This is a genomic window from Caballeronia sp. SBC1, from assembly GCF_011493005.1.
Taxonomy (GTDB): Bacteria; Pseudomonadota; Gammaproteobacteria; order Burkholderiales; family Burkholderiaceae; genus Caballeronia.
Window position 1 is genome coordinate 1,527,888 of record NZ_CP049156.1, and the last position, 18,865, is coordinate 1,546,752.

The following is an 18,865-nucleotide window of genomic DNA, read 5'->3' on the forward strand; positions in this document are numbered from 1 at the left end:
CCGCTGCCCGAGTTGCAATTAGCCTTAGGGCGTTGAAGCGTCAGCTGCCGCACGAGGGCAGTTCCGCCACCTGCAGCACTTCCCCCGTTGCTCCGCGCTCGACGAAGGCCACCACGCCTTCGTGGCCATCGGCCGATGCGTAGTCGCCGGTGATCAACGCGCGTCCATCGACTATTCGAACCGGTCCGATCCAGCGACGCACCACACGGTCATGATGCAACGTCGCACCGCTGTTTTCGCCGCCTTTCACCGCACTGACGAGTTGGTTTTCATACACGGCGGCGTACGCGACCGCGTCGTCGGGAAGGTCCTTGCGAGCGGTGAATGCAGCGTCGAATACGACGTGACCGGGCGCGGAAGGATGGCCGTCAATGTGGATATCGGCGAGTGGGGCTTCGTTATTTAACTGCTGAATGCGGGACTCGAAGCTCGCGTCGTTTGACCAGCTACGCAACTCGCGGCCGCCTACGAAAATCTCTGGCGTGTACACCACGTGGCCGCCGCCCGTGTAGGTCAGTTGCTGCTGGCGCGTGGTGAACGCGGGTTGCGCAAAGCGATCCTTCCATGCCCAACTATCCCAGTAGTCCACATGCAGCGCCAGCGGTACGATGGTGTTGGTCTTGCGAGCATGATCGAGTTCGCTCAACCAGTTGTCCGCTGGCGGGCAACTGTTGCAACCCTCGCTCGTATAGAGTTCGACGAGCGCGGCGCGATGCTCGGGGCTCGATGCACTACATGCGTTCGCGGAAGCGGCGCTGGCCGTGGCGGCGCAGAAGGCAACGAGTAGCGTGACAAGTGACAGGATCGATGAAGCACGCATGACGGACTCCGAAGGTGAAAAGTAGGATGCCGTTGACCGGGAAGCGGCTTGGCACGACCGCGGTCACAGGCCTTCATCGTCAAGGTTGACGAGTATCTGAATTTGTCCGCGAGCAAAGTCTGGCTGGCGAATGTCTGATCAAGAAGTCGCCTAGCCTGATAGTTATTTCGGCGATCCGTAAAAACCGGTTACAGCTAGCGTGAAATTGCCTCGAAGCATCCGTTTACCCCTATGAAACGTATATAGCACTGCTGTGAGAAGAATTTCCTCAGATAAGCCAAACCCCAAGCGTACGGGGCCGGCGCACCGAAGATGCACGGGAGTCTCGGCTCACGCGTGTAACCGTATCGGAAGCGCAACCGAACTACCGACATCACGCCCGCTGCTAGCCATCCTGCACGTCATGACTTCACTTGTGCACGCGCGCGGCCTCAGGCAGGCTAAGTAAGCGGAAGCCACCAAGCCATAGGCTCCGCACAGCAGCAGTTCCCCACAGCATCAGGAGGACGCCATGACCCCGGACATCGCTGCACCTATTGAAGCCGGACAGTTGCTGCCGTTCCGCGAGTCGGTATTGGCGATGCTTGGCGTATCGTTTGTAGCAATGCTGGTCGCCCTCGATCAGACGATTGTGGGGACAGCGTTGCCGCGTATCGTCGCTGATCTCAAGGGGTTTGACTTGTATGCGTGGGTGGCTACGTCGTACATGCTGACATCGGTCATCACGATCCCGATCTTCGGGCGCTTAGGCGACCTGTTTGGCCGCAAGCCGTTTTTAATGGCCGCGATTATTCTCTTCACCATCGCGTCTGTCATGTGCGGCATGGCGGCCAATATGCTGTTCCTCGTGATCGCGCGCGGCTTGCAAGGGATTGGCGGCGGCATCCTGGTGGGCACGATGTTCGCCACCGTCGCCGATCTTTTCCCCGACCCGAAGCTTCGCCTTCGCTGGCTGGTGTTCGTCAGTTCGGCGTTTGCTTTGGCGAATATCGTTGGTCCGACGCTAGGCGGTGTGCTGACCCAGTACGGCGGATGGCGGCTCGTGTTTTTCGTCAACCTGCCGGTGGGCATTGTCTCGTTGTTCTTCGTCCGCGCTTTCCTGCCGCATCTCCGGCGGCCGCGTTCAGCCGCCCCCGTGAAACTGGACTGGGTTGGCGCGCTGGTGCTGGCGTCCACATTCGGCGGGCTTCAACTGCTGATTGAATGGGTGCCGAATGAGGGCATCACACCCGTGACCTGTGCATTGGGTTTCCTCACCTTGGCCGGCGCAGCGGTGCTGCTGTTCTGGGAAAAGCGCATGCTTTACCCGATCATTCCCGTCGATATGCTCGTGGATCGAAAACTCGCGGCCTTGTTCGCGATGGCCGTACTTGGTGGTTTCTCGCTCTTCTCGCTGGTCTTCTACGTGCCCTTGCTGTTCCAGGGCGGCTTTGCGATGTCGCCGCATGATTCGGGCATGCTCATTACGCCGCTTCTGCTGGGGACGACCGTGGGCAGCGTGGTGAATAACCGCATCGTCACGCGCATCAGGCATGCGAATGGTGTGATGTATATCGGCTTTGCGCTGTTTGCGTGTGCCGCGCTTTGTCTCGTCGCGATCACCGGGGCTGTGCCTCACCTCGTGTGGATGGCATGCATGGGATTCAGCGGTATCGGACTCGGTCTGGTCGTGTCGAACCTCACGCTTTTTTCGCAGCAACTTGTCGCTCGCGATCATCTGGGCGCCGCGACGGCACTGCTTCAATCGCTGCGATTGTTTGGCGGCATGCTTGGGACGGCAATGACAGGCGCGTTGCTCGGCCACCTCTATACGAGCGGCGTGCATCGGTCGCTGGATACGTATCAGGCGACGCAATGGTTCAAGTCATTCGCGAGTCCTGAGCTTCTGATCGATCGTGCGGAACAGGCGGCGCTGATCGGTCGCCTGATCATGGCGGGTCATGCCGGCGACGCGATGATGCAATCGGCGCGCGGTGCGTTGATTGAATCGATACACGTGGGACTAGGGCTGGCGGCCGCAGCAGCGATCGTGGGACTTTGCCTTGCGTGGTTCGTGCCGCCAGTGCGGGTTGATCGCCTGGATACGGGGACGCGCAGCCGTTGAAGCGATGGCCTGGCTGACGTCCACGACGACCCCCGGTTCAGGTCTCACCACCGTAGCACTCTGGGTCCCAGCAAACCACCCAGCACCGTTGGCACCGCCATGCCCAGCACATACCACACGCCCCAGAACGGCACGGTCATCTCCACGCAATAGAGCGTATAAACGAGCACCGCTTGCGCGCCGCTTAGCAGGCCGGCTGCCGCGCCCGCGATAACCGGTCGAGTCGGCGCCAGCCCTTTCATGGCCCAGAACACGGCGACAAATGTGGGTGCTGACAAGATCACGATATTCATCGTGCAGACTTGCCAGGTCTTGCCAAGTACAAGCTGAAGCCGCAGCGTTGGCGGAGCGGCAACAATCACAACTAGCGCCGTCAGCCAGATCAGCACGAGTGGAATGGCGAGCGCGACCCAGGCCATTGCCATATCAGCGCCTGGACGTGACAGCCGCATCGCGACGAAAAGCGATGCGCCTACGACTGCGAGCGGGAACGCAACCTTCAACCAGAAGAGGGGAGTAGTCAGCATTTGCGGCATGTCGCCGCGCACGCCGTAGATCGCGACGACCATGCAGGCGGCGCCAGTCAATCCGAAGAATAGTGCCGTTGCAAAGCGTCGTGCGATCACATGCGGAGGGGTCGGGACGATGCCTGTTGCAAGCATCGATACGAACTCGCTGGTTTTCATGACCACTCCGCTGATGAGAAACGACATCGAAACGACAATGAAGCGACAACGCTGCTAGCCGTTAAGCAGCGTCATGCGCCATCGCATGATTTCTATTCGTTTCGCGGAGTGGCCGGGTTACGCCCGAGCGATAATTTTTACCCGCAGCCTTGCTTCAGCCTTACTTACCAGCGCAAGAAACGCGGCCCAAGCAAGGCGCCGATCAGCGTGGCAAGCGTCATGCCGAGCAGGTACCAGACGGCCCAGAACGCGACGCTCATCTCGGGGCAGTGGAAGCAATACGCCATCGTCGCGATCGTGCCCGCGAGCATGCCACCCGCTGCCCCGGCGAGCCTTAGCCGGGTTGGCGCGAGTCCGCGGATTGCCCAGAACACAGCGACAAACGCCGGCACCGACAACAGCAGGATATTGAATGGGCACGTACGCCACGTGTGGCCCATGACAAGCGGCAAACGTGCGTCGGGCGAGGCGAGACACAATACCGCCACTGCCGCGCTCCATACAACGAGCACGGGCACCGCAGGCATTGCCCAGAATTTGGCCGTGGTCGTCCCGGGCCGCGACAGCCTCACCGCCAGGAACAACGCCGTTGCGGCGAGCGATGTTGGAAACGCGAACCTGGCCCAGAAAATAGGCGTGCGCGAGACTTCGGCGATGTCCGGCCGTACGCCAAAAATCACCGCCATCAGCACGAGCGCGCCAAGGCCACCCAGTACAATTGCACGTCCGAAGCGGCGCGTGGACACGCGTGGGTCGACCGGCGTTACGCCAGTCGATAGAAGCGAAATCAGGTCCTCGGTTTTCATGCGGTGCCTCGAATCTTTGCTGCCAGTGCTTTCAGTCCGCGGTGGATGCCCACTTTGACGGCCGACTCCGACATCCCCGTGAGCGCCGCGGTCTCGGTCACGGAGAGCCCTTGAAGCTTCACGTGTACGATCGGCAGCCGGTGACGGTCGGGCAATTGTTCAAGCAGCTTGCCGACATCGCGTTTGGCATCGGCGGGTTCTTCGTCCGAGGTCGCGAAGATTTCCAACGCGTCGTCCAGCGGATCGTTCAATGCTTCGCGCCGCGATCTCGCGCGGAAAAAATCCATCAGCTTATAACGTGCGATCCCATGCACCCAGGCGGTCAACGGCTCGTCCGGGCGATAAGTGTGGCGGCTGTTGTGCACGGCCAGCAGGATTTCCTGCACGACATCTTCTATGTCGTCCTGCAGGTAATAAATGCGCTTTCTCAGGAAGCCGCGCAGATGTCCCGTCAAGTCGTCGAGGAACGACCGGTAGGCGACAGCGTCGCCATTCAGGCCGCGAATAAACAGGGCCCTCAACCGTTCTTCAACACCAGGCACAGAACCACTTTGTATTATTCGCTTCATCGCGGGATCGGGTTACAGCGCGCTTCAAATAAATTGCGACGGTCGTGCCGACGAATGTCGGCGTTCCCGGCGCCGGGAATGAACACGGTTGTGGCGGCCATGCTACTGCAGGCATTTTGTAAAGTGGTAACGCGGGTCTTGCGGTGCGCGTGGTCAGTTGCTTCAGGTTCTGACGCCGGAGACTACCGCGATTCTAAGCCGCGCTGTAAGCCAATGCTTCGCGGCCGCTGCAGGCTACAGGTGCGGCATGCAAACGCGGCGCACCTATGTAGCACTGTTAGCGCAGACGACAAAGCGAGCGGATTGTGCAGGATCCGCTTGCTTCTGTCGATCGCGGGAGGGCTCTCGGTTAGCGTGCGGTCTCGGGATAATTCGATGGGAACAGCGCACGCCGCGTCTCTTCGTCCACCTCACGCTTGAACGTAAGATCGCGGCCCACCGCCCGCGCGCGTGCAACGGCGGGGCGCGCGCTGATAGCGTCGAAGAAACGGCTCAGGTTCGGGAATGCGGCAAGCGGCGCGTCGGTGGCCAACACTCGTGACGCGCGCTCCAGCCATCCCCACGCGGACATATCGACGATCGAATATTCGTCTCCCACGATGAACTCGCGTCCCGACAAGTGCTCGTCAAGCACACGATAGTGCCGTTCGATTTCCCGCCGGTACCGGTTGATCGCATAGGGAATCTTCTCGGGCGCGGCGTGCTGGAAGTGCACCGCCTGGCCGGAGAAGGGGCCGAGTCCGGAGCTGATAAAGAACAGCCACGAGAGCAGTTCGGGCCGGTCCGAGGGCTTACCCGCGAAACGCTGGGTCTTGTCGGCGAGGTATAGCAGGATCGCGCTGGAATCAAACACCCTTGCTTCGATTCCACCTGGACCGTCTGTATCGATGATGGCGGGCACCTTGCCGTTCGGATTGATGCTTCTGAAAGCCGGCAGATGCTGCTCGCCCTTGCTGGTGTCAACGGGGAACACTTCGTAGTCGAGTCCTGCTTCTTCGAGAAAGAGGGCGACTTTGGCGGGGTTCGGGGTCGGGTGAAAGTAAAAACGGATCATCTCGTCCTTGGGTATTGAGTTGGGCCGCTTGCGGCTGGACTAGGCGGACGGCAGGAGCCCGCCTGGCGTCGTGCGCAGAAAGTGTAGGTCGTGACGGGCAGGGCGAAACAGGCGCGGCCATCCGGACACACCGCTGCGCAGCATTTGAAATGCATCTGTAAGACTCTGGCACCGCCGTCTTTACCGCCTGACGCGTTGTCATTTATGTTTTAGATCAATCGATTTAGAATATCGCAATGAAAACGGAATGGCAATATTGCCTCGCTCAAGGGAGTAACGGACTGCATGCCACGGCCAAGAGAGTTCGACGAAGCCGCAGTGCTCGACGCCGCGGTCCTGTGTTTCTGGAACCGCGGGTACGAAGCTACGTCCGTTCGCGAACTGGCAGACAGCATGGGCATCACGGGCGCGAGCCTTTACAACGCGTTTGGTGACAAACACGCGCTATATGGAAAGGCGCTGGCTCACTACGTGTCGCGAAGCGTGGACGACCGTGTCCGGCGTTTTGAGGGGACGCTGTCGCCGCTTCAATCGATCAAGGCGTTCTTCGATGAGATCGTCCATCGCTCACTGAGTGACAAGGATCGCAAGGGTTGCATGCTGGTGAATTCGGCGCTGGAAATGGCGCCGCATGATCCAGAGTTTCAGCAAGTCGTGGCTGGCGTGCTGGTCAAGCTCGAAGCCTATTTCGGCCGCTGCGTGGCCGCAGGTCAGCAAACTGGCGAGATCTCTTCCGCGCAGCCTGCTGAAGACTTCGCGCGACTCTTGCTGGCGGTCTTGCTCGGCATTCGGGTGCTGGCGCGTAGCCGGCCGGAATCCGCGTTACTGGAGGGACTTTTGCGACCGGTACTCGCGTTGCTTAATGGACGGGCTTTTGTCGGATAAGAGAGCCGCCGCCATGGGAACGCTCTATCGCCTCGCTAACCTTTTCCAAGCGTCACGCCGCCGCTGCATCTGGTTGTTTGTAGCAAAAAAATACCTCGCTGTAACCGGCCAGTCTTCCGCGACGAACTAACTCACATAAGCGCATTGCATGAACGCCTTCGCGCTCATAAAAAAATTTCGTTAGTCGATGTAACCCGCCACGCAGTCGAAACGAATTAACTAACAACTAACGACCAGATTTTGAACGCCTCATTCGGACGATGAAGGAGCGGTTCAACCAAGCCGGTCACACAAGATGTCTCTGGCGGCATTTTAGTCACCGCCAACGAAAGCAAGTCATGGAGGCCCAGATGAACGCAACACATCAAGCGAGCCGCGTAAGCAGTTCTTCGCGGACCATTCAGCCCGCCTGGGTACGGATCTCACATTGGCTGAACGCGCTCGCAGCGATCCTGATGATGCTGTCGGGATGGCGGATCTACGATGCGTCGCCGGTATTCAAGGGTTTTGTGATTCCGCCGGGCATCACGCTGGGCGGATGGCTTGGCGGCGCGCTGCAATGGCATTTTGCGGCAATGTGGCTGCTGTTCTTCAACGGTCTTTTTTATCTCGCGATGAACGTTGTCACGGGCCGCATCAAGCGCAAGTTTTTTCCGCTCTCGCCACGCGCAATTTTGCATGACCTGGGCGAGGCGCTTAAGGGACATTTGTCGCATGCCGATCCGAGCAAATACAACGCAGTGCAGAAGTTCGCGTACCTGTTCGTGATGCTCGATATCACCGTGCTTATCTTGTCCGGCCTTGCAATCTGGAAGTCGGTGCAGTTTCCGCTTCTGCGCGAACTGATGGGCGGTTATGACTTTGCACGCGTTGTGCACTTCTCGGCCATGTCGCTGCTGGCGGCGTTCATTGTCGTGCATCTGGTCATGGTTTCACTGGTGCCGCGCTCGCTGCTGACGATGATTCGTGGCCGCTAATTCAGCTGTGCACACACGCCCGGCTAAAAGCTAACTTAAGGACTCGAGGAATTTCGATCATGGAACCCGTGAAGCCAAACCGCGTGGGCGTAGACCGCGAGTCGCTGATTATCGACGTTCGCCGCGAACTCGACATGCCGTCCCGTCGCTTGTTCGGCAAGCGCATTGTGACGCTCGGCGGCCTCGCGATGCTGGCCGGTTGCAGTATCTCAGACGACAAATCCGTTGAGACCTTCCTCAGCCGCGTGTCTCGCCTGAACGATACCGTGCAGGGCTGGCTCTTCGATCCGAACCGTCTCGCGCCAACTTACACCGAAGCGCAGATCACGCGGCCGTTTCCATTCAACGCGTTCTACGGGATTGACGATGTTCCTGTTGTCGATGGTTCCGACTTTCGCCTGAAAGTAAGCGGGTTGGTGCAGAACACGAAAACGTGGACTTTGCCCGAGCTTTACGCGTTGCCGAAAGCGGAGCAGATCACGCGGCATATCTGCGTGGAAGGGTGGAGTGCGATCGGACGCTGGGGCGGCACGCCGTTCTCGGAGTTCCTGAAGCGGGTAGGGGCGGACACATCGGCGAAATATGTCGGTTTCAAGTGCGCGGACGATTACTACGAAAGCATCGACATGCCGACTGCCCTGCATTCGCAGACTCTGCTGACGTTCACCTTCGACGGCCAGCAATTGCCGCCAAAATATGGTTATCCGATGAAACTAAGGATGCCTACGAAATTGGGCTATAAAAATCCGAAGCACATCATGGAGATTTTCGTCACGAACAAATTCCCTGGCGGCTATTGGGTCGATCAGGGCTACAACTGGTTCGGAGGTTCCTGACGTCACGAAAGATCGAGACATATTCCGACACACCGCGGCGTCAGGCACTTCGATTCACCCCGGCACGACCGGATACTTTCACTCCACGAAGAGGTTGATATGAAACTGTTCATCACTGCAGCACTCGCAGCAACGTTGGCCCTGAGCGGCTCCATGGCATTCGCCCAGGCAAGCGACGCGATGTCCCACGATTCAATGGCGAAGGACACCATGTCCAAGGATGCCATGTCGAAAGATTCGATGTCGAAGGACGCGATGAAGAAGGACGACAAGATGAAAAAGCACGACGCAATGGGCATGGGGCATCCGGCCTCGGGCGCGATGGCGCAATAATCTGCGCAGTAGTCGGCGCAGTAATCTGTATAAGGATCGAAAGCGGTTCTGCGGGTGTGGTTGGACCGCTTTCGATTGCGCTTTCATCCACCGTCGACACCTCTCGGTATCGGCGCAACTGCTCGATAATCAGGTTTATCCAAGCAGAAACACTGCCCATCTCCCCCGGGGTTCCAGTAGGCCGCGGCACCCAGCGCATCCCTCCCCACCGTTAAGCGTCACCCAGCGTACCGCCATTTCCGTCCACGCCTTGTCCGAACCCAACGCCGGGATTTTTGGCGGGTTTTAATCGAGGATCGGATGATCCTGGGACAGGCGCGACCATCGGCGGTAGCTTCAGTTACATGGGCTCGACGGGTCGTTATGCCTCGAGTACAGCGGGTTTAAAGGCCATGCGCGAAGGGTGCCTTTATCCGCCAAGTGAGGCATGTCCGCCACATTCACCCCCAAACCATTCATTTTGATAAACAATAACGGCACCGCACGAAATCGTGAGCCTTGAAAGACCAACGCCGCCGATGCCCGATCACCGTTTGCTGCCCATTACTCCCGAAACACACCGCGTCGCGATCGACCTGGTCTACGCAACCGATCGCAACCTGACAGGCAAGCCGATCTACAAGACGGCGCATTGCTTGCTCCTGGCACCGGCCGAAGCCGCCCTGAAGAAAGCCGTCGAACTAGCGGGCAACATCGGCATGACGCTGAAGATATTCGATGCCTACCGACCGCCGCAAGCCCAGCAGGTGCTCTGGGACTTCCTTCCCGACCCGACCTATATTGCCGATCTGAAGCGCGGCTCGAACCATAGCCGCGGCACCGCGATCGACCTGACGCTGGTCGACGCTCAAGGCGAGGACCTCGATATGGGTACGGGTTTCGACGAGATGTCGATTGCCTCCGAACACTTCCATCCGGGTTTGCCGGAGCATGTGCAACGCAACCGCACGTTGCTGCTTGGCGTGATGCACGGCGCCGGTTTCACCCATATTCCCAGCGAGTGGTGGCATTACGAATTGCCAGGCTCGCGCGCACTAGACCTGATCGACAATGCCGACAGCGGACCTTGGCACCTGATGTAGCCACAGGTAACGCGCAGAACATCTCATCAACATCCCTCACGGAGCGAGTATGAAACGGGTATTGTGCAACGCGTTGGCAGCCATCGCGGCAGCGTCCACCCTGATGCTGGCCGGCACACGCGTGACCGAAGCGGCCACGCCGAAGGACATGCTGGTCATGGCCACTTTACTCGATGAATTCACCACGCTCGACCCGGGCGAGATCTACGAACTGGTGCCGCAGGAATATGTGGCCAATACCTATGACCGCCTGATCCGCGTCGATCTGAAAGATCCTGCGCACTTCAACGGCGACGTTGCTCAATCCTGGGCGGTGAGCCAGGACGGTCTCACGTTCACCTTCAAGATTCGCCCCGGCCTCAAGTTCCACTCGGGCAATCCGCTGACCGCGGATGACGTCGCGTGGTCGATCCAGCGCACGGCGTTACTCGACAAAGGCGCGGCTGCGGTGCTGGCGGGCATCGGGCTGACGAAGGAAAACGCGTTGCAGAACGTGAAGAAAATCGACGACAGCACCGTATCGATCACCACTGACCAGAAGTACGCGCCCACGTTCGTGTTGAACGTGTTGGGCTCGTGGCCGGCCTCCGTGCTCGACAGAAAGCTGCTCGAATCGCACGCGAAGGGTAACGATTTCGGCAACGAGTGGCTCAAGACAAACGAAGCGGGATCGGGCGCCTACAAGCTGGTGAAGTGGACCGCGAACGACAGCATCGTGCTGCAGCGTTTCGATAGTTATCGCGTGCCGCTTGCGATGAAACGGATCGTGCTGCGGCATGTGCCGGAAGCATCGAGCCAGCGGCTGATGATCGAGAACGGCGACATTGATATCGCGCGTGACCTGAGTTCCGATGACCTCGCAACCTTGACGAAGAAGGGCACGATTCGCGTGACGTCGGTGCCGCAAGCAACGCTGATGTACCTTGGCCTGAACAACAAGAACGCGAACCTTGCCAAGCCCGATGTTCAGGAAGCCATGAAATGGCTGATCGACTACAACGGCATTCAGCAGAACATCGTGCGGACCACGTACAAGGTGCACGAGACCTTCCTGCCGGAAGGTTTCCTCGGGGCGTTGAACGTCAATCCGTACCATCAGGACGTAGCGAAGGCGAAAGCGCTGCTGGCAAAAGCCGGCGTGCCGAACGGCTTCACGGTGAAGATGGACGTGCGCAACGACTCGCCATACGGCGAAATTGCGCAGGCCGTGCAGGCGAACCTGGCGCAAGGCGGGATCAAGGTCGAACTGATTTCAAGCGACAACAAGCAGACCCTCGGCAAGTATCGGGCGCGTCAGCATGACATTTATATTGGCGAGTGGTCGGCGGATTACATCGATCCGCATAGCAACGCGCAGGGCTTCGCTTGGAATCCGGACAACTCCGACAAATCGGCCTTCAAGATGCTCGCGTGGCGCAATGCATGGGACATTCCGCAATTGACGAAGGAGACGCAGGCGGCGCTGGAGGAATCGTCCACAGCAAAACGCGCGCAACGCTATGAAGCAATGCAGAAAGAGTTTCTCGCGAACTCACCGTTCGTAATCATGTTCCAGAAGGTCTCGCAAGTCGCGGCGCGGCCGGGTGTGACGGGCCTGGAGGTCGGGCCGATCTTCGACCTCGTGTCGTATCGTGATGTGAAGAAACAGTAAGCGTGGCTACACAACTCACCGCGTTTCAGCGCCTGCAACTAGTGCTCAGCCGCCACGCCGACGTGCGCCGGACGTGGCTGTTCGTGCGCTGGCTGCTGATGCTTGCCGTCACGTTTATCGGGCTGCTCGGGGTCACGTTTTTCATCGGACGAAAAATCCCGATCGATCCGCTGCTTGCGATGCTCGGCGAGCGCGCGTCGGCGCAGGCCTATGCAACGGCGCGCGTGGCGCTTGGGCTAGACAAGCCCTTGATCGTCCAATTCCTGATCTACGTGCGCGATGTTCTGCACGGCGACCTCGGCATGTCATTGCTGACGTCGAACCCGGTGATAGACGACATCAAACGCGTGTTCCCCGCCACGCTTGAGCTCGCTACGCTGTCCACGGTCATTGGCATCGTGATTGGCGTCCCGCTCGGCGTGGCGGCCGCCGTGCGCCATAACCGCTGGATTGATCACGTCGCGCGTTTCATCGGCCTGGCGGGAAGCTCGCTGCCGGTGTTCTGGCTCGCGCTGATGGGCTTGCTGCTCTTCTACGCCAAGTTGCATTGGGTATCAGGGCCAGGCCGTATCGACCCGCTGTACGACGGTCTGGTCGATACCCGCACAGGCAGCCTGCTGGTCGACTCCATTCTGGCGGGCGAGTGGGACGTGTTCAAGAACGCGTTTTCTCACATTGTGTTGCCCGCAGCTATTCTCGCGTTCTATTCCATCGCCTACCTAAGCCGCATGACGCGATCGTTCATGCTCGAGCAGTTGAGCCAGGAATACATCGTGACTGCGCGGGCTATGGGTCTGAGCGAACGCCGCGTGATCTGGCGTCATGCATTCGGCAACATAGCCGTACCGCTCCTGACAGTGATCGCGCTTGCTTATAGCTATCTTCTTGAAGGTTCGGTGCTGACTGAGATCGTATTTGCGTGGCCGGGCATAGGCTCGTATCTCACCGGTGCGTTGCTCAACGCCGACATGAACGCGGTGCTGGGCAGCACGCTCGTGATTGGCGCCACGTTCATCACGCTCAACCTGCTGACCGACGCGCTGTATCGCGTGTTCGATCCGCGCGCCCGATGACTGCCCGAGGTTCATGACGTGCTTCCATCCACAGACAATTCCACGCACACAATGAAGCCAGCGCGCCAGGAGTGGCGTGCGTGGCTTCTCACGGATACCCCCGCGTCACGCAGGCAGGCTGCGTTGGGTTTGGCGTACCGTCGCTGGCGGCGTTTCGCGAGCAACCCGCTGAGCGTGTTCGGGCTGGTGATCCTGACACTGATGATCGTGTTCGCCGCGATCGGGCCGCTGTTGCCGCTGCACGATCCCTTGCGGCAAGTGCTCAGCGACCGGCTGTTGCCGCCCGGTTCTCCGTCGCACTGGTTCGGCACGGATCAACTCGGCCGCGACATCCTCGCGCGACTCGTGATCGGCTCGCGCCTGACGTTGAGCATCGCGATCCTGGTCGTGGTGCTGGTCGTGCCAGCGGGTTTGCTGATCGGTACGACGGCGGGTTTCTGCGGTGGTTTCGTCGATACCGTCCTGATGCGCCTGACCGATATCGCGCTCGCGTTCCCGAAGATCGTGCTTGCGCTGGCATTCGCGGCGGCGCTCGGGCCGGGCGTGATCAATGCGGTGATCGCAATTTCCATCACGGCGTGGCCGCCGTATGCGCGGCTTGCGCGCGCCGAGACACTGCGGCTCGTGCAGGCTGATTTCATCCACGTTGCGCGCTTGCAAGGGGCGTCGTCCATGCGGATCCTGCTGCGTTATATCGTCCCGCTGTGTTCGTCGTCGGTGATCGTGCGCGCGACGCTCGACATGGCCGGCATTATCCTGACGGTCGCGGGACTCGGTTTTCTCGGGCTTGGTGCACAGCCGCCGAGTCCGGAGTGGGGTTTCATGGTGGCGTCGGGGCGGGGCGTGCTGCTCGACGCGTGGTGGGTCGCAACCATTCCCGGCATCGCGATCCTGCTCGTGAGTCTTGCGTTCAACCTGCTCGGCGATGGTCTGCGCGATGTCTTCGATCCCCGCCAAGGAAGCTGACATGCAAGCCGATACCCTCTGTAAGATCGATAACCTGCGCATAGCGTTCGAGGGCCACGACGGCACGCTGACCGAAGCGGTGCGCGGCATCTCCCTGACGCTCGCCAGAGGTGAGCGGCTGGGTATCGTCGGAGAGTCGGGGTCGGGGAAATCGCTGACGGGACGCGCATTGCTGGGACTGCTGCCTTCATCGGCACATTGGTCGGCCGACGTCATGCGCCTCGATAACCACGACCTGCTCGCCCTGCGCCCGAAGGAGCGGCGACGCCTTTGCGGCACGCAGATGAGCATGATCCTGCAGGACCCGAAGTATTCGCTGAACCCGGTGATGACGGTCGCGCAGCAGATGCGTGAGGCGTTCGGGCGGCAATCGCCGAAGCTGAACCCGAAGGCCATGCGCGAACGCATTGTCGCCGCGCTGGAGGCAGTGCATATTCGCGATCCGCAGCGAGTCGCCGACGCCTATCCGCACGAGTTGTCGGGCGGCATGGGCCAGCGCGTGATGATTGCAATGATGGTGTCGTCGGGCCCCAGTTTGCTGATCGCCGACGAACCCACCAGCGCGCTCGATGTGCTCGTCTCCATGCAGGTGTTGTCGGTGCTCGATGAAATGATCGCGAAGCACAACACCGGGCTGATCTTCATCAGTCACGACCTGCCGCTGGTGATGTCGTTTTGCGATCGCGTGCTGGTGATGGTCGGCGGACGCGTAGTCGAGACGTGCGCGGCGCGCGATCTTGCCCACGCGCAGCATCCGTACACGCGCGGTTTGCTGGCCGCGAGTCCGCCGCTGCGCAATCCACCGGATGAACTGCCGGTTCTGCAACGTGATCCCGCATGGTTCGCCGAGGTCGCGCCATGATCGAAGCAAACAACGTACAGGTCCGCTTCAAAACGAAAACCGGTTTCGCCGATGCAGTTCGCTCGGCGACGTTTCATGTCGGCGAAGGGGAGGTGTTCGGACTTGTCGGCGAATCGGGTTCAGGCAAATCGACCGTGCTTCGCGCGCTGACCGGGCTGGTACCCATCGCCAACGGCTCGATGCGAATTGGCCGCCATACGCTTGGCAAACACATCGATCGAGCGTTCAGGCGCGAAGTCCAGATGGTGTTCCAGGACCCGTACGGATCGCTTTATCCGCGCTTTACCGTGGACCAGACGCTGCGGGAGCCGCTTGCCATTAACGGCATGGACCGCCACGATGCCCGCATTGTTGACGCATTGCGGGAAGTCGGCCTCGGGCCCGCGTTCCGGTTCCGGTATGCGCATCAGTTGTCGGGCGGGCAGCGCCAGCGCGTGGCGATCGCCCGGGCGTTGATCGTGGAGCCGCGCGTGCTGCTGCTCGACGAGCCGACTTCCGCGCTCGACGTGTCCGTGCAGGCGGAAATCCTGAACCTGCTGCGGCGCTTGCATCGCGAACGCCATCTCACGATGATCCTCGTCAGTCACAACATGGCGGTCGTCGGATTTTTATGCCAGCGGGTCGCGGTGATGCGCGATGGAGAGATTGTGGAGCAGCTTCCCATTGAAGCGGTCCGCGAGCAAAACGTGGCGCACGAATACACACGAAGCTTGTTGCTCGCCACGGAAGGTTATCGGCGCAAGGCCGTTGATCCGGTCTAGCCGAGCCCCGTAGCGCATTCCGTCCGGCTTGAACTTCCCCTGCACGGGGCGCCTGATAGAATACCAATTTGGTAGTAAGCATCCCCGAAGCGCGTTGCGCCGGGATCGCTCACCCGGCTTCCCACGCAGCCGGCGGCTCATTGAACGTGACTCATTGAACGTAAATGATGAGCGTAAATGACACCGCGAAGCGCAACCCTCAAAACGTGACAGTCTGGCTTGATCCCGCTGCTCGATAACGTTCTCAGACAAACGTTCGACAGACCGGTCGCCGACACCAAAAACGCCGATGAAACTGCTAGATGCCTTGGTCGAACAGCGAATTTCGGCCGCTGCCGCGCGCGGCGAGTTCGACAACCTTCCCGGCGCGGGCGAGCCTCTCGAGTTCGACGACGACGCCCTGGTCCCTGAAGAGGTCCGCGTTGCCAACCGCATTATGAAAAATGCCGGTTTCGTGCCGCCTGCTGTCGAACATTTGCGCGCGCTTCGCGACCTGCAAAATGAAGCAGGCAGTACCGAAGATCCGGCGACCCGCCGCAAGCTGCAAGCGAAGATGCTCGCGCTGGACATGGCGCTGGAATCCTTGCGCGGCTGCAGCACCGTCGTACCGCTTGAATACCGGCGGCGCATTGCCGAACGTTTGTCCGAGCGTCTGTCGGAGAACGACAGGAATGCGCAAGCTGAGGCCGCCGGAAAGTGACCCTTACGCCCGCAACCGATCTCGCGCTAACGGCTGCCGCAGAGCGCGACCGCCGTTTCATGGCGCTCGCGCAAGCCGCCGCAGAGCAAGCGCGTGCGTTGGGCGAAGTGCCGGTCGGCGCGGTTCTGGTTCGTGGCGATGAAGTCATTGCGACTGGCTTCAATCATCCGATCGGCGCTCATGATCCGTCGGCGCACGCCGAAATGGCCGCATTGCGCGCGGCGTCCCTGGCGCTTGAAAACTACCGGTTGCCGGGTTGCGAACTCTACGTCACGCTCGAACCCTGCATCATGTGCGCGGGCGCGATCATGCACGCGCGGATTGCCCGCGTGGTGTTCGGCGCGCACGATCCGAAGACGGGCGCGTGCGGGAGTGTTGTAGATGCATTCGCCATCGGCAATTTGAACCACCACACAAGCGTCACCGGCGGGGTGCTCGGCGACGAATGCGCTAACGCGTTGCGCAGTTTTTTTGCTGAACGCCGGCGCGCCGTGCGTGAGGCGCGCGATGCCCGCAACGCCGCGCTACCCAATTCCACCGATCCACTTTCCATTCGCCCATGACCCACCCGACACGTACCATCGATCTCGTCGCACCCTCGGGTTATCCCGACTCTGAAGTGGTTGGGCGCGCGATGGAACGCCTGCGCGCACAGGGGCATCGACTCGAGAATGTGTCGGCGGCGCACCGTCGTTATGAACGCTTCGGCGGCACCGACGGCGAACGTGCCGCGGACCTGAACCGGCTGGCGGATTCGACGCGTCCTCTGCCTGACATCGTATTGGCGGTGCGGGGCGGTTACGGCGCTACACGCATTCTTCATGGCCTCGACTACGAGGGTTTGCAGCGTCGATTGCAAGACCAGCCGATCGCGCTTGTCGGCCATAGCGACTTCACCGCGATCCAGTTGGCGCTATACGCGCTGGCCGGGGTGAAGAGTTTTGGCGGTCCGATGCTCGCTGCTGATTTCGGCGCGGAAGAGCCGAGCGCATTCATGATGGAGCATTTCTGGAACGCGATCACGCACCCGTCGTTCAAGGTGACGAGCCACGTGCCGCAGGTCCAGTCCGTCGATGTTACCGGCATGTTGTGGGGTGGCAATCTGGCGATTATTGCGTCGCTGATTGGCACGCGGTACATGCCGCCAGTAGAGGGCGGGATTTTGTTCATCGAAGACGTGAACGAGCATCCTTATCGCGTTGAGCGCATGATTTACCAACTGCATCAGTCGGGGATTCTCGCGCGGCAGCAGGCGCTGGTGCTGGGCGAATTCACGGGCGGGAAGCTGTCGGAGTACGACAACGGCTATACGTTCGAGACGATGCTCGAACAAGTCAGGTCGGTGATCCGGATTCCCGTTGTGACAGGATTGCAATTCGGGCACGTACCCGAATTGCTGACGTTACCGTTTGGCGCGACCGCGCACCTTGTGGCCCGGTCGCACGGCTTTGAGATGAAGCTTTCTGATTACCCGTACCTCGCGTAGCAGGTTTCATGCAGTTCGAACGAACGCCCGCAAGGGCGTTTTTTTTCATTCGACGCACTGGTTTTGAGCACTTGAGCACGAATAACGTGCGATAGATTGTCAACAAAATGGAGGTTATATTCAGTTGTATTTGCTTAGATAACTTTTACAAATGCTTATACCTAAAGGATTAGGGCGACATGATTCGGGGAGAGGGATTCCCCTAGCATAAAATTTCTTCCGAAATTGTTGACAGTTTTTATGTCCGGCATAAGATGCATCACATAGGGCGAACACGACCATGACCGAAGCGAAATTGAAAGATTTGTCGAAGGTAAGCGTCATCGGCACTGCGGCTTCGGTCGCCGCCGCGACGGCGGAATCGATCGCGGCGAATATTCGCGACGCGATTCTCGAGCACCGCCTCGCTCCAGGCGCGAAGCTGACAGAAGCACAGTTGTGCGAAGTATTCGATGTAAAGCGCGGCACCGTGCGCCTGGCGCTCGCGCAACTTTCTGGTGAGCGTCTGGTCGACCTTGAGCCGAATCGTGGCGCGTTCGTCGCAAGCCCTTCGGTGCAGGAAGTGCACGAAGTGTTCGAGATGCGGCGAATCATCGAAATGGCGGTCGTCGAGCGTATTTGTACTGGGCATGGCACGCGCCGGCTCAAGTCGATTAGCGCGACGATCGGACGTGAACGCAAGGCGTATGAGAGCCACGATTTCCCGTCGTGGATAAGGTTGTCCGGTGAGTTCCATACGGAGCTTGCGCAGCTTACAGGCAACACAGTGTTGTGCGAATGCTTGTCGGGGCTGGTGGCGCGCTCCACGCTGATATCAGCGCTGTATGAGTCGCTTGGCAAGAGCTCGTGCAGCTTTGAAGATCATGAACATATCCTGGCCGCGCTCGATGCTGGCGACGCGCCTATGGCCGCCGAACTGATGGCGCGCCACTTGCAGGAAGTCGAACTGAAGATGCTGGACCGGCCCGCACGCGGCGCGGTCGATTTGCGCGAAGTCTTTTCGAAGTCGAAGGCAAATGAGCGCGACAAAAGCGCGTGATTTGAAGCCTGATTTAAAGCCTGATTACAAGCAACACCACGCGACCATTCTCCGGGCGCGACGTAATACCTATATCGCCAATATCTGAAAGCCGAACGAATTTAAAAGCCCGCATTCAATGAATGCGGGGACTTTTGCCATGCCTTTTCCGTGGACGCATGCGCGTTGATGCGCG

20 protein-coding genes are annotated in these 18,865 nt (G+C 59.8%); 15 read left to right on the forward strand and 5 right to left on the reverse strand.

All coding sequences use genetic code 11. From position 1 onward, the window contains the following. Positions 1-40: 40 nt before the first annotated feature. Positions 41-820: a thioredoxin family protein gene (locus tag SBC1_RS06690; protein ID WP_165089150.1), complete on the reverse strand. Its 780-nt coding sequence runs from the start codon at positions 818-820 to the stop codon at positions 41-43. A 511-nt stretch (positions 821-1,331) separates the two neighbouring features. Between SBC1_RS06690 and SBC1_RS06695 the strand changes: the two genes are divergently transcribed. Continuing rightward, the gene (locus SBC1_RS06695; RefSeq protein ID WP_165089153.1) at positions 1,332-2,924 is read left to right on the forward strand and encodes an MFS transporter; all 1,593 of its coding nucleotides are present in this window, start codon (positions 1,332-1,334) and stop codon (positions 2,922-2,924) included. Positions 2,925-2,968: 44 nt separating this feature from the next. Here the strand turns inward: SBC1_RS06695 and SBC1_RS06700 are convergent, their stop codons facing one another. The 4 genes from SBC1_RS06700 to SBC1_RS06715 all read right to left on the reverse strand — a co-directional run bounded on the left by SBC1_RS06700 (position 2,969) and on the right by SBC1_RS06715 (position 6,039). Next, positions 2,969-3,610 (reverse strand): DUF1109 domain-containing protein, encoded by a 642-nt coding sequence (locus SBC1_RS06700; protein WP_165089156.1) that lies wholly within the window; start codon positions 3,608-3,610, stop codon positions 2,969-2,971. Between the two features lie 164 nt (positions 3,611-3,774). Beyond that, on the reverse strand, positions 3,775-4,416 hold the full coding sequence (locus SBC1_RS06705; RefSeq protein ID WP_165089160.1) for a DUF1109 domain-containing protein: 642 nt from the start codon (positions 4,414-4,416) through the stop codon (positions 3,775-3,777). Beyond that, positions 4,413-4,985 (reverse strand): sigma-70 family RNA polymerase sigma factor, encoded by a 573-nt coding sequence (locus SBC1_RS06710; protein ID WP_165089164.1) that lies wholly within the window; start codon positions 4,983-4,985, stop codon positions 4,413-4,415. The genes SBC1_RS06705 and SBC1_RS06710 overlap by 4 nt, the downstream gene beginning before the upstream one ends. Before the next feature lie 349 nt (positions 4,986-5,334). After that, positions 5,335-6,039, reverse strand: coding sequence for a glutathione S-transferase family protein (locus SBC1_RS06715; RefSeq protein WP_165089168.1), 705 nt, complete (start codon positions 6,037-6,039; stop codon positions 5,335-5,337). Between the two features lie 285 nt (positions 6,040-6,324). Between SBC1_RS06715 and SBC1_RS06720 the strand changes: the two genes are divergently transcribed. The 14 genes from SBC1_RS06720 to SBC1_RS06785 all read left to right on the forward strand — a co-directional run bounded on the left by SBC1_RS06720 (position 6,325) and on the right by SBC1_RS06785 (position 18,690). Next, positions 6,325-6,924, forward strand: a complete 600-nt coding sequence (locus SBC1_RS06720; RefSeq protein ID WP_165089171.1) for a TetR/AcrR family transcriptional regulator — start codon at positions 6,325-6,327, stop codon at positions 6,922-6,924. Between the two features lie 350 nt (positions 6,925-7,274). Further along, on the forward strand, positions 7,275-7,901 hold the full coding sequence (locus tag SBC1_RS06725; RefSeq protein ID WP_165089176.1) for a cytochrome b/b6 domain-containing protein: 627 nt from the start codon (positions 7,275-7,277) through the stop codon (positions 7,899-7,901). A 59-nt stretch (positions 7,902-7,960) separates the two neighbouring features. Further along, positions 7,961-8,737 carry a molybdopterin-dependent oxidoreductase gene (locus tag SBC1_RS06730; RefSeq protein WP_165089179.1) on the forward strand — a complete coding sequence of 259 codons (777 nt, stop codon included), beginning with the start codon at positions 7,961-7,963 and terminating at the stop codon, positions 8,735-8,737. A 99-nt stretch (positions 8,738-8,836) separates the two neighbouring features. Further along, the gene (locus SBC1_RS06735; RefSeq protein WP_165089182.1) at positions 8,837-9,070 is read left to right on the forward strand and encodes a pentapeptide MXKDX repeat protein; all 234 of its coding nucleotides are present in this window, start codon (positions 8,837-8,839) and stop codon (positions 9,068-9,070) included. A gap of 518 nt (positions 9,071-9,588) precedes the next feature. Then, a complete protein-coding gene (gene ddpX / locus SBC1_RS06740) occupies positions 9,589-10,152 on the forward strand; it encodes a D-alanyl-D-alanine dipeptidase (protein ID WP_165093102.1) in 564 nt (187 codons plus the stop codon). A 49-nt stretch (positions 10,153-10,201) separates the two neighbouring features. Further along, complete coding sequence (locus tag SBC1_RS06745; RefSeq protein WP_165089187.1) at positions 10,202-11,803, forward strand: ABC transporter substrate-binding protein; 1,602 nt, start codon at positions 10,202-10,204, stop codon at positions 11,801-11,803. 32 nt (positions 11,804-11,835) lie between these two features. Further along, positions 11,836-12,876 (forward strand): ABC transporter permease, encoded by a 1,041-nt coding sequence (locus SBC1_RS06750; protein WP_370469614.1) that lies wholly within the window; start codon positions 11,836-11,838, stop codon positions 12,874-12,876. 51 nt (positions 12,877-12,927) lie between these two features. Further along, a complete protein-coding gene (locus SBC1_RS06755; RefSeq protein WP_165093103.1) occupies positions 12,928-13,842 on the forward strand; it encodes an ABC transporter permease in 915 nt (304 codons plus the stop codon). Between the two features lies 1 nt (position 13,843). After that, entirely contained in the window at positions 13,844-14,704 is an 861-nt protein-coding gene (locus SBC1_RS06760) for an ABC transporter ATP-binding protein (protein ID WP_165089194.1), read from the forward strand. After that, entirely contained in the window at positions 14,701-15,465 is a 765-nt protein-coding gene (locus tag SBC1_RS06765) for an ABC transporter ATP-binding protein (RefSeq protein ID WP_165089198.1), read from the forward strand. Before SBC1_RS06760 ends, SBC1_RS06765 begins: the two co-directional genes overlap by 4 nt. Before the next feature lie 289 nt (positions 15,466-15,754). Then, entirely contained in the window at positions 15,755-16,165 is a 411-nt protein-coding gene (locus tag SBC1_RS06770) for a DnaJ family domain-containing protein (protein ID WP_165089201.1), read from the forward strand. Further along, positions 16,162-16,728: a tRNA adenosine(34) deaminase TadA gene (tadA, locus tag SBC1_RS06775; protein ID WP_165089206.1), complete on the forward strand. Its 567-nt coding sequence runs from the start codon at positions 16,162-16,164 to the stop codon at positions 16,726-16,728. The genes SBC1_RS06770 and tadA overlap by 4 nt, the downstream gene beginning before the upstream one ends. Next, entirely contained in the window at positions 16,725-17,651 is a 927-nt protein-coding gene (gene ldcA, locus SBC1_RS06780) for a muramoyltetrapeptide carboxypeptidase (RefSeq protein ID WP_165089211.1), read from the forward strand. Before tadA ends, ldcA begins: the two co-directional genes overlap by 4 nt. Before the next feature lie 280 nt (positions 17,652-17,931). Then, positions 17,932-18,690: a GntR family transcriptional regulator gene (locus SBC1_RS06785; RefSeq protein WP_165089216.1), complete on the forward strand. Its 759-nt coding sequence runs from the start codon at positions 17,932-17,934 to the stop codon at positions 18,688-18,690. The last annotated feature ends 175 nt before the right edge of the window (positions 18,691-18,865 follow it).